The organism is Pseudoalteromonas sp. TB25 (assembly GCF_000497995.1).
Taxonomy (GTDB): Bacteria; Pseudomonadota; Gammaproteobacteria; order Enterobacterales; family Alteromonadaceae; genus Pseudoalteromonas; species Pseudoalteromonas distincta.
The window spans coordinates 16,591-28,102 of the sequence record NZ_AUTI01000395.1; the positions used below are offsets into that span (position 1 = coordinate 16,591).

Sequence of the window (11,512 nt, forward strand, 5' to 3'; positions counted from 1 at the left end):
ACAAAAAAACCTCACAAAGTGAGGCTTTTCGATAAACAGCTTAAAAAAGAGGTTTAAGCGTTTTCTAACATAGACAGTGCGACTGCTTCAGCTGCTTTAATACCATCAATACCCGCTGATAAAATACCGCCAGCGTAACCTGCGCCTTCACCTGCAGGGTAAAGCCCTTTGGTGTTAATACTTTGGAATGTTTTATCACGCTTAATACTAATAGGCGACGAAGTACGTGTTTCAACACCGGTTAATAAACCGTCGTTAGTTGAAAAACCACGAATTTGTTTATTAAACGCTGGTATCGCTTCGCGAAGGGCATCAATTGCAAATTGTGGTAACACTTTACTCAAGTCAGTTAACTTAATCCCAGGAGTGTAAGAGGGTTGTACTTCACCTAAGTCTGCTGATGATTTACCTTTTAAGAAATCTCCAATTAACTGGGCTGGTGCATCGTAGTTGCTACCACCAAGTTCATACGCTTGCTCTTCAAGTTTGCGTTGTAAGTCTATTCCAGCAAGTGGGTTACCTGGGAAATCTTGCTCTGGTGATATACCTACCACAATAGCGCTGTTAGCGTTGCGCTCACTTCGTGAATATTGGCTCATGCCATTGGTAACAACGCGGCCTTCTTCAGAGGTTGCCGCGACTACTGTGCCACCTGGGCACATACAAAAGCTGTAAACGGTGCGGCCATTGTCGCAGTGATGAACAAGTTTATAATCGGCAGAGCCCAATATTGGGTTTCCTGCATTTGTGCCAAAACGACATTCATCGATCATTGATTGTTTATGTTCGATTCTAAAACCGACTGAAAATGGCTTTGCTTCAACATAAATCCCTTTTTTGTGGATCATATCAAACGTGTCACGTGCGCTGTGGCCAACGGCTAATACAACATGGCGAGTGTTTAGCTGCTCGCCATTTGAAAGCGTTAAACCTGTTACTTGCCCGTCATCTAAATGAATATCGTCAACACGTGTGCTAAAGCGAATTTCGCCGCCGAGTTCTATTATACGAGCGCGCATTTTTTCAATCATGGTGACAAGTTTAAACGTACCAATGTGTGGCTTACTTACGTATAAAATTTCATCGGGTGCGCCTGCTTCTACAAATTCAGTAATGACTTTTCGGCCATAATGCTTTGGATCTTTTACTTGGCTGTATAATTTACCGTCTGAGAATGTACCTGCGCCACCTTCACCAAATTGTACATTTGATTCTGTATTAAGTGTGCGTTTACGCCAAAAGCCAAACGTGTCTTTTGTACGTTCACGTACTTCTTTACCGCGCTCTAATATAATGGGTTTAAAGCCCATTTGAGCAAGTAATAAGCCCGCAAATAAACCACAAGGGCCAAAACCAATCACGACAGGGCGCTCTTTGATATTATTGTTAGCTTGGGCTACAAATTTATAGTTTGTGTCTGGTGCTACTTTTACATGTTGGTCTTTTTCAAATGCTGCGAGTAGCTCGGCTTCGTTATCAACTTCTATATCGAGTGTATAAATAAGTAAAATAGCTGATTTTTTACGTGCATCATAACCACGTTTAAACACATTAAAACTGTGCAATTGTTCAGGTTGGATTTTTAGTTTATTTACAATTGCTTGACCAATTGCGTCTTCGTCATGATCAAGTGGCAGCTTTATTTCGGTTAAACGTATCATTTATATCTCTTTTAGGTGTCATAGCGGGGTATTATTACCGCTCACAATAAGGGGATGCAGGGCACAACGAGTGTGCAAACATTAGGCGCGCATTTTACGTTAAAATAGCCTGATATGGCACTTATTTATTGTATTTTTGGAGTGGATGAGTATGATCCACAACTGTTGTTCAAAATCTTAGGTATTAAAATAGTATGGCGTTTGTTGTCACCGAAAATTGTATAAAATGTAAGTACACCGATTGCGTATCAGTGTGCCCAGCAGATGCATTTTTTGAAGGCCCTAATTTTTTAGCAATTAGCCCGATTGATTGTATCGATTGTGGTTTATGTGTCCCTGAGTGTTCAGCTGATGCGATATACCAAGAAGATGAGCTACCAGAGTCTCAAAAAGAGTTTACTGAATTAAATGCTGAACTTGCACTGGTCTGGCCGCGCATTACAGAGGTTAAACCTGCACCAGAGGACGCTGATGTATGGAATGGCATAGACGATAAGCTTAAACTACTCGAAACATAATACATAACAATTAGTTACTCCTTTATCATTAAATAGTTAATTTTTAATTTCAAAGTATTAACAAATGTACCTGGATAAATTACAATCCTCAGCTTAAGTTGCTCCTTATGAGTAATTACAGTCTAAATGGATGTTTATGCAGTACTTTATAACTATAATAAAAAAGTTTACCTTCCTATTTTTAAGTTTTGCTTTATTACTTTCAAGCCTTGATGTAGCGGCTAAAAAACAGCAAGTATCCTTATCCCGTATTGATTCAAATATCACCGTTGATGGTGTTATGGATGAAGCGCACTGGCAAAATGCAACACGTGTATCTTTACTCTACCAAGATGAGCCTAACGAAAAAGGCACTCCTCCTGTAAAAACTGATGCCTTTATTTACGAAGATGGCACTAACTTATATGTTGGTTTTATTGCTGAGGATCCTAACCCTGAGCAAATTCGTGCATCACTTCGTGACCGCGATACGCTATGGGAAGACGACGTCGTTATTCTTGTTATTGATACATTTAATGATGAACGCAGTGGTTATGAATTCCATGTTAACCCGCTGGGCGCGCAAGGCGATATACGAATGACCGACACCGATGGGTGGAGTTCTGATACCTCATGGAATGCTATTTGGGATAGCGCAGGACAAATTAACGACAAAGGTTATGTTGTTGAAATGCGTATTCCTTTTAAAGCACTGCGTTTTCCTGAAAATAAAAATGAGCTAACGTGGGGTTTTTCTGTAATGAGAAACTACCAACGTGATGTGCTATATCAGCTATCAAATATGGGGTTTGATAGAAATGTGAAATGCAGCCTTTGCCAGTTTGATAAGTTAGTTGGATTTAGTGACATTGAATCAAGTAAAAATATCCAATTAACACCTACATTAACCACACTGCGTAACGATAATAAATCCGCGTTGCCAGGTGATTGGGATAAGGGTGATATAGATACTGAAGTGGGCTTAGATTTACGCTGGGGTTTAACAAAAGATGCTGTTTTAAACGCGACAATTAATCCTGATTTTTCGCAAGTAGAAACTGACTCTTTAGAGCTTGATGTAAATACAACCTTTTCAATTTATTACGCTGAAAAACGTCCTTTCTTTTTAGATGGTGCTTCTTACTTTAAAAGTAGCTTATTTGAGCTTTTATATACACGTACAATTGCAGAGCCTACTTTAGGTGCAAAGCTGACGGGTAAAACGGGTGATCATAGTTATGCGCTAATGCTAGCTGATGACGACAATAGTAATATTTTACTGCCAACGAATCAGGGCTCTGGCTTTGCAAGCTTAAACGAAAAAACGAATGCAGCCGCAGGGCGTTATCAATATGACTTAGGTCAGCAAGGTACTATTGGTATTTCAAGCACGCACAGAGAAAGTGATGACTATCACAACACTGTATTATCAGTGGATGGTAGCTACTGGTTTAATCAATCGGATACTCTTTTGTATCAAGTGTCATCTGCTGATACTCGTAACTCTGAATTTTTAATTCAAAACTATAACTTATCTGAAACTCAATCAGATGAAGCTTATGCTCTAGAATTTACCCGCGATAAACGTGATTACAAATTATTTGCATCTTATGAAAATATTGGGCAGGACTACCGCACTGATTTAGGTTATCAAGCTAAAGTCGATTATGAAAAAGTAGGCTTTGGTGGCGGACAAACATGGTACAGAGATGAGTCTGATTTACTTACCTCATGGTCATACGAAGCTGACTGGGATAAAACGTGGGCGCAAAATGGAGACTTACTTGAAGAAGAATACGAAGGCTTTTTGAGTTTTAAAGGCCAAAAACAATCTATTTTTGAAATTGGTTTAGTACACCGTTATGAAAATTATAATGACAATTTTTATAATCAAAATATTGGTTACATTTATACGGGCTTTAAACCCACTAAAGATTTAAAGTTATCATTATATGTTGAATACGCTAGCCGCATTGATTATGCAAATGAGCAATTAGGCGACGCGTTTGACACCCAAACCCAAATGGTGTGGGACATTAACGACCATTGGCAGCTCGATGTAAAACATAACTACAGCCAATTAGATAACCCACAAGGGGAGCGTGTATTTACAGCTAACTTAGTTGATTTTAGGCTTCATTATAAATTTAGTATGCGTTCAATCCTTAAGCTTATTTTGCAATTTGAAGATATTGATAGAGACGAAAATGCCTACTTTTATCAAGTTAGCCAAATTAACAAAGACTATGGTAGTCAGCTTGTTTACTCATATAAAATTAATGCGCAAACACTGTTTTATTTGGGTTACTCAGATAGAGGTTACCAAGACGATTCACTTAAAAGTATTGAGCGAGATCAGCGTACCTTATTTACAAAAGTTAGCTATGCATGGCAGCTTTAAATTTTAATAATAACAGTACTAGCGATGATTTTTAACTAGTTTGAGTAGCAATGCATCATGCGCAAGAATAATTTTTAAATGATGTACGACAGCGGAGCAAATGCGATAAAGGTTGAGTAAATATAAGTACTTAAAGCTGTAGTGGTGAGGCATAGATTAATGCGGCAAAAAAAACGACAAAGCTTATATACCGAATGTATTAAATTTTAAACAATTAAAACGTTTTTGTTTATTTTTATTAATCCCACCTATACTATATGTAGATATAGTTAGTTAATCCATTATAGTTATAATTTTTTGTTATTCTAATGGCTTAGGATTATATCAATGCTTGTGTAGTACTAAATGCAAGCGATATAATCCGTTTTTGGTAATAGGTTTGATAGGAGAAGCAAAGTAGATGGATTTTTTTTATGAATAAACTTAAGCCGCTCGGTTTTATTTTCTTAATCATAGTTCTATTTTGTTTCTGCATAAACATAGAGTTAACTAATCAGATCAACCGTATAAATCTATTTCAGACTAATATTGATATACGAAGTTTCGAGATCACGAATACCTCCCTTGATATGGCTCCTTGGTATAATCCCATTTTAAATGGCCATTATATAATTGAGCAGCCAACAGCTGATTTTTTACTTATCAAAACCACTGATACCCAATTTGTAGCAGCTGATTCTAATAAGTTAATCATGATGACGCTCGCATCACCCATGAACTTTTTATTTTTATGTATATTGATATTTGGCTCAGGTATCTACTTACGTAGAGAACGTAGAAAACGTCATTATAAAAATCAAATAGCGGAGCTCAACCGCCAAGCCAATAGTTTACTTACGGCATTTAATTTACAAGTTAAACCGGCAGAGAATCCTATGGGTGTAAGCAGCTTAAGCCAATCTATAAATAGCTTAAATTCACATGTAGTTAATTATGTAAAACAAACTCAAACAAGTATTTGTCAAGACAAACTGACGCAGTTAATTGACCGCCATGCATATATTGAGCACATAGACAGACAAATAAATCATGCTAATCAGGAAGATCTCAAATGTGCGCTTCTATTTATCGACTTGGATGGCTTTAAACAAGTAAATGACTCGTTTGGCCACAGTTTTGGTGATGAGATATTAGTTCAAGTGGCCAGTCGACTTGCAAATGTTTTACGTCACCATAAGTTAAGTAATATTAATAGCGCTAACCAATTAGAGCAAAATTTATCAAGGTTAGGAGGGGACGAATTCTCCATATTTATAGAACTACTCGATGATAGCGACAGAGTTGTTGAAATTGCGAAGCATGTGCTAAGTGAGCTTGAAAAAGACTTTGTGCTTGGTAATAAAATAGTAAAAATTAGTGCCAGCATTGGTATTGCGGCTTACCCAGAAAGTGCATCAACGCCTCAAGCGCTTTTACAATTAGCCGATGTAGCTATGTATAGGGCTAAAAGTGATGGTAAGGGAATATTTAAAGTTTACTCGCCAGAAATGGGTAACAAAATGCGCCGTTACCATTATTTACTCGAAGAATTGCGTTTAGCGCTCGCGTGTAAAGATTTTTACTTATCTTTTCAGCCAATTGTGCATGTTGAAGATTGTATGATTGATTATTTTGAAGCGCTTGCACGCTGGGACCACCCAGTTGAGGGTATGATCCCACCTTCAGAATTTATTCCAATAGCAGAAGAGTCTAATTTAATATTAGAGCTTGGCGATTGGATTATGCTTGAATCGTGTCGGCAAATGGCCGCATGGCATAATGCAGGTATGCGCAAAGTAAAAATATCAGTTAACGTTTCGGGCATTCAGTTAAAGCACCGTGATATTTATGATTGGATAATGAAGAAGCTAAAAAAAACCGGCTTACCGGCGACGTCTTTAATGCTTGAAATTACCGAATCAACATTTATCCAAGCCAGCCCTAAAATAATTAAAGAGCTAAGTAGATTAAGAGAAGAAGGCATCACTATTGCAATTGATGACTTTGGTACAGGTTTTAGCTCGTTAAGTACATTAGCGGATTTACCAATTGATGTTATTAAAATTGATCGCTCGTTTATAGCACAAGCTAATAAAAGCCAAAAGTATAACGATATATTAAATACAATTAGTGAACTTGGACAGAAGCTGGGCCTTAAAATTGTAGCTGAAGGCGTTGAAGAAATAGGGCAGTTTGAGCTTGTTAAAAAAATGGGGGTGAGCTCTGTTCAGGGGTATTTAGTAAGCCGACCTGAGTCATCAGCTAATGTAGGCAATAAAGTATTACGTAATAACACCAGTAATCTTTCTGCATCGGGTACAAGTGCGTGGGATATTGTTAGTTAGTTAGTTAGTTAGTTAGTTAGTTATTTTACAAATAAAAATGCCACTCTAAATAGAGTGGCATTTTTTGTTTAATCAGTAATTATTGTATTAAAGATCAAATGTGCGTGAAACAGCAAGTACAATACGCTCATCAGCATAATCGTAATCTAAGCTAGTGTTTTCAGCAGCCACTTCAATACCAAAACCTTCGTAGCTTGTTTGATAAGCTAGGCGGTAGTGCTTGTACGATTTTTTCTGGTTTGTATCCCAAGCCCACTTTTCACCATCAAGTGAGTTTGAAATATCAAAACTTGCACGTAGTGCGTGATTTGGAGCTAGTTCATAAGTGTGAGCAACCATTGAAATTACATGACCCGCACCTGTTCCAAAGTAATCCCAGCTATACCAAAAGTTAAGCTCAGTTTGGCCGTATTCACTTGCATAACCAAACTTAGTGTAAGCTTCAGCGTAGTTACCGTCACTGTTATTACCTTGATAAGTGTAATAAGCAATACCGTAATCAACGCTAAATTGCTCATCAAGTTGTACATATTTACCTAAGTAAGCATCAAGCTCAAAATCAGTGTCGTCACCAAAATCTACGTTTGAAGCCCAAACACCAGCGTAAACACCACTATCAAAGGCATAATCTAAGCTGCCTTGAATTGCAGGGTCGCTATCGGTCTGTGTTACACCATTAAAAGTGTAGTCAGACGCCGCAGTGATTGTTGTTGACCAATCAGCTGCTGCAGTTGTTGATAAAAGTGCAAATGGTAGTGCTACTACAAGTTGTTTTAGTTTGTTATTCATTATTAATCTCTAGTGTACTGTGTCTATTTTTGTGTAATCAATTGAGTTTGCTTTTGGTGAGCTATCTATATTCGTTACTGTTTTAAATTTACTGTAACCAATAAAAGCTGCACAGATAAAGAACAAGCCAATAACTAATGCGCCTACCCACTGAATTTGTAAAAATTCTAATTTAAACAATAGTGTAAGTAATGATAGAGCAACAACATTTCCGATTATGTATTTCATTTTGCCAAAACGCTTTACGGTAAAGTTTAGGTTATCTGTATATAAACGCACTAACGAATCAAGTGAGTTAATTACAAATACAATACCTACAAATACCATAGCGAAGTTTTTAATACCTTGAGTTGGGATGCCCGCTTCATGGTAGTGATAAAGTACGCTAAACCAAATCGCAATAGGAATAGAAGGGAAAATCAACATTGCAGCTAATACTTGGTATGTTTTAAGTCCACCAACAAAGCGTGATGTAAATTGACCAATCATTATGCTCCACGCAAACCACCAGAATAAGTAAAACTCATGGTAATCATTAAGCGGTAAAACAAATTCATTAATGTTTGCAAAGTAAGTACCAATAGAACCTAAGTTATCTGTAAATGCTGACATTTGACTATCACCTATTACAAATGCGCCAGCCCACATAAAGGCGATTAAGGCAAAGAATAACCACGTAGTAGAGATACTTAAAATACGTACATATTTAATGTCAGTACTTGAGTACACAGCAAAACAAATAGCTGCGAATACAATTAAATAAAACTCAGAAACTATACTTGTTCCATCGCCTAATACGGGTAAATACCATGGTAGGTTTGTAAGCAGTAAATAAGCGGTAAATGCACATGTACCAATAATTACAACGTTATTGATAAATTTAACCCAAGGAATTTCGAAAAATTTCACTTTAGGTTCTATTACACAGAAATAAAAGCACGTAAGAAAGTAAAATCCCCAGATCAAAAATCCCCAGTAGCCAAACTCAATAGCCAGTGGATTTGCAAACGCGTATTCTGGGCTTGCTTTTATGTCTGCATAACCTGCAAACTCAGTTAAAGGAAACATAATTAGGCCAACATCAAGGCCAGAAGTAAATAGTATTGCTATAAACGTAAAGGTTCTAACTGGTGTTACACCTACTACGCGAACATTACCCCATTTAATTAAAATAGTGATAATAGCAAGTAAGGTAAAAATGATGCCTGCATTAAGCCAAATAGTCATTGTTACCCTCCAATAATGAATAAAAATAATTCATAAGCACTCCGTATTTTATTGTTTTATTCTCGCATTAACACAACGTAACCTATTTACATCGTGTGCCACTGCAAGGCACGCAACGGTTTAGCCCGACGAGGCTAAACCTGAGTGAGCATGTGGCTAAAATTAGATCTCCGAGCTACGTTGTGTTTCTTGCCAGTTTGTTGTTATGGCAACATTCACATCCGATTTCTGTAATGGTTCTTTACCTAAAATTATGTCAGCTGCTTTTTCGGCAACCATAATAGTAGGCGCATTCAAGTTTCCGTTAGGAACTGTTGGGAATATAGATGAGTCAACAACACGTAGTCCTTCAATACCATGTACTTGCGTATTTGAATTAACAACGGCCATATCATCTTCACCCATTTTGCATGAGCAAGAAGGGTGGTAGGCACTTTCTACGGCTTGGCGTACAAAGGCATCTATTTCTTCATCTGTTTGAATATGTTTACCTGGTTGAATTTCTTCATCGCGGTATTCATCAAAGGCACTTTGTTCGATTATGTCGCGTGTTAAGCGAACGCACGCTCTAAAGCCTTCAATATCGTCTTGGTGTTCAAGGTAATTAAATAAAATGGTTGGTGGTTGCTCAGGGTTCGCAGAAGCAATAGTGACACTACCGCGACTTTTTGGTTTGTTATGACCCACATGTACCTGAAAACCATGACCTGCAAATGCACTTCTACCATCGTAACGCATAGCCGCTGGTAAAAAGTGATATTGAATATCTGGCCATTCAACACCTGGTTTTGAGCGAATAAACGCACACGATTCAAAATGATTCGTTGCACCTAAACCCGAACGCGTTAATAACCAGCGCGCACCAATCAACCCTTTTGAAACAATGCCTAGTTTGCCGTTAAGCGTGATAGGTTGCTTACACTTGTATTGAAAGTAAAACTCAAGATGATCTTGTAAGTTTTGACCAACACCAGGTAGATGATGCTGTACTTCAACGCCTGCTTTTTCAAGCGCTTGAGTATCACCAATACCAGAGAGTTGTAAAATATGTGGAGAGCCGATTGGGCCTGCACTTAATATTACGTCTTTTGCAGCATGTGCTGTTTTAACGTCGCCATTTACTTTGTATTCAATGCCTGTGGCTTTTTTACCATCTAAAATCACGCGCTGTGCTAGTGCACCTGTAATAATTGTTAAATTACTACGCGATTTAACAGGGTCTAAATACTCACGCGAAGCAGAGCTGCGCACGCCGTCTTTTACAGTCATGTGCATTGGGCCAAAACCCTCTTGCTGCGATGCATTATAATCATCTGTAGACGCGTAACCGGCTTGTACACCTGCTTTGATAAAGGTGCGGTAAAGCGGGTTTTTCATTTCGTTGCCGTTATTAACGCCAAGCGGGCCTTTGCCACCACGGTAAGTATTTTCACCAAGATAAAAGCTTTCTGCTTTTTGAAAATACGGTAAACACGATTGGTAATCCCAGCCGTTTGCACCGTGTTGCTGCCATTCGTCAAAATCTTTTGCATGGCCACGTACGTATACCATGCCGTTGATAGATGACGAGCCGCCTAATACTTTGCCTCGAGGACAATGCATCTCACGGTTATCTAAATGAGGCTCAGGCTGCGTATGAAACTGCCATGCATATTTGTCACTATTCATAGGAATAGATAACGCGGTTGGCATTTTTATAAAAATACTTTTATCACTACCGCCAGTTTCAAGTAGTAACACGCGGTTACTTGAATCTTCAGATAAACGGTTTGCTAAAACACAACCCGCCGAGCCCGCGCCAACAATAATATAGTCGTAATGATTACTCATAGTAGGGCGCCTTAAAATGGGCTTTCTATGTCGGCCATACCAACATAAATAGACTTAGTTTGCGTGTATTGATCAAGAGTTTGTATACCATTTTCACGGCCAATACCCGATTGCTTATAACCGCCAACTGGCATTTCAGCAGGTGAGTTACCGTATGCATTAATCCAACAAATACCAGCTTGTAACTTGTGAATAACGCGGTGCGCACGTTTAATATCGCTAGTAAATACGCCTGCGGCCAAGCCTAGGTGGGTTGCGTTAGCGCGTGCAATAACATCGTCTTCGTCGTCAAAAACAAGCACGCTCATTACAGGGCCAAATATTTCTTCTTTAACGATTGTCATATCGTCGTTGCAATCAATGAACACAGTCGGTGCTACAAAATAGCCATTAGGTGCAGATTCAGGTGAAAGCGTTGTACCACCAGTTAATAGCGTTGCACCTTCTTCGATGCCTTTATTAACGTAGCTCATTACTAGTTCTTGGTGCTTTTTAGAGATAAGTGCGCCAAAGTTAGTATTTAAATCTTGTGGGTCGCCAGCAATAATGTTTTTCTCAGTGCGCGCTTTAAGTTCATCAATAAACTGCTGATATACATTTTTATGAACGTAAATACGTGTACAGTTAGTACAAATTTCGCCTTGCGTATAAAAGTTACCTAACATAGCAGCGCTAACCGCTTGCTCTATGTTGGCATCATCAAATACTAATAGTGGAGATTTACCACCAAGTTCCATCGTGACATCTTTTAACGTACCGGCAGCACTCGCTACTACTTTTTTA

The 11,512-nt window shown here is 38.3% G+C and carries 8 protein-coding genes; 3 read left to right on the top strand and 5 right to left on the bottom strand.

What is annotated here, in order from left to right:
* Nucleotides 1-53 precede the first annotated feature (53 nt).
* Complete coding sequence (locus L652_RS0117450) at nucleotides 54-1,661, bottom strand: NAD(P)/FAD-dependent oxidoreductase (protein ID WP_024595996.1); 1,608 nt, start codon at nucleotides 1,659-1,661, stop codon at nucleotides 54-56.
* Between the two features lie 194 nt (nucleotides 1,662-1,855).
* Here L652_RS0117450 and fdxA point away from each other — a divergent pair, with 194 nt between their 5' ends.
* The 3 genes from fdxA to L652_RS0117465 all read left to right on the top strand — a co-directional run bounded on the left by fdxA (nucleotide 1,856) and on the right by L652_RS0117465 (nucleotide 6,883).
* Nucleotides 1,856-2,179, top strand: coding sequence for a ferredoxin FdxA (fdxA, locus tag L652_RS0117455; protein WP_002958626.1), 324 nt, complete (start codon nucleotides 1,856-1,858; stop codon nucleotides 2,177-2,179).
* 136 nt (nucleotides 2,180-2,315) lie between these two features.
* On the top strand, nucleotides 2,316-4,559 hold the full coding sequence (locus L652_RS0117460; RefSeq protein ID WP_024595997.1) for a carbohydrate binding family 9 domain-containing protein: 2,244 nt from the start codon (nucleotides 2,316-2,318) through the stop codon (nucleotides 4,557-4,559).
* Nucleotides 4,560-4,972: 413 nt separating this feature from the next.
* On the top strand, nucleotides 4,973-6,883 hold the full coding sequence (locus L652_RS0117465) for a bifunctional diguanylate cyclase/phosphodiesterase (RefSeq protein WP_024595998.1): 1,911 nt from the start codon (nucleotides 4,973-4,975) through the stop codon (nucleotides 6,881-6,883).
* A gap of 87 nt (nucleotides 6,884-6,970) precedes the next feature.
* Here L652_RS0117465 and L652_RS0117470 read toward each other — a convergent pair whose 3' ends face one another.
* The 4 genes from L652_RS0117470 to L652_RS0117485 all read right to left on the bottom strand — a co-directional run.
* Entirely contained in the window at nucleotides 6,971-7,672 is a 702-nt protein-coding gene (locus tag L652_RS0117470; protein WP_024603578.1) for a TorF family putative porin, read from the bottom strand.
* A gap of 9 nt (nucleotides 7,673-7,681) precedes the next feature.
* Nucleotides 7,682-8,899 carry a BCCT family transporter gene (locus L652_RS0117475; protein WP_024595999.1) on the bottom strand — a complete coding sequence of 406 codons (1,218 nt, stop codon included), beginning with the start codon at nucleotides 8,897-8,899 and terminating at the stop codon, nucleotides 7,682-7,684.
* Between the two features lie 162 nt (nucleotides 8,900-9,061).
* Nucleotides 9,062-10,729, bottom strand: a complete 1,668-nt coding sequence (betA, locus tag L652_RS0117480; RefSeq protein ID WP_024596000.1) for a choline dehydrogenase — start codon at nucleotides 10,727-10,729, stop codon at nucleotides 9,062-9,064.
* A gap of 11 nt (nucleotides 10,730-10,740) precedes the next feature.
* Nucleotides 10,741-11,512, bottom strand: a 772-nt coding sequence (locus tag L652_RS0117485) for an aldehyde dehydrogenase family protein (RefSeq protein ID WP_024596001.1), incomplete at its 5' end; no start/stop codon positions are given.

What these genes read in the sequence shown, in the direction of transcription:
- L652_RS0117460 (WP_024595997.1), top strand. Translation starts at nt 2,316, where the DNA reads ATGCAGTACTTTATAACTATAATAAAAAAGTTTACCTTCCTATTTTTA.
- L652_RS0117475 (WP_024595999.1), bottom strand. Translation starts at nt 8,899, where the DNA reads ATGACTATTTGGCTTAATGCAGGCATCATTTTTACCTTACTTGCTATT.
- L652_RS0117470 (WP_024603578.1), bottom strand. Translation starts at nt 7,672, where the DNA reads ATGAATAACAAACTAAAACAACTTGTAGTAGCACTACCATTTGCACTT.
- betA (WP_024596000.1), bottom strand. Translation starts at nt 10,729, where the DNA reads ATGAGTAATCATTACGACTATATTATTGTTGGCGCGGGCTCGGCGGGT.
- L652_RS0117465 (WP_024595998.1), top strand. Translation starts at nt 4,973, where the DNA reads ATGAATAAACTTAAGCCGCTCGGTTTTATTTTCTTAATCATAGTTCTA.
- fdxA (WP_002958626.1), top strand. Translation starts at nt 1,856, where the DNA reads ATGGCGTTTGTTGTCACCGAAAATTGTATAAAATGTAAGTACACCGAT.
- L652_RS0117450 (WP_024595996.1), bottom strand. Translation starts at nt 1,661, where the DNA reads ATGATACGTTTAACCGAAATAAAGCTGCCACTTGATCATGACGAAGAC.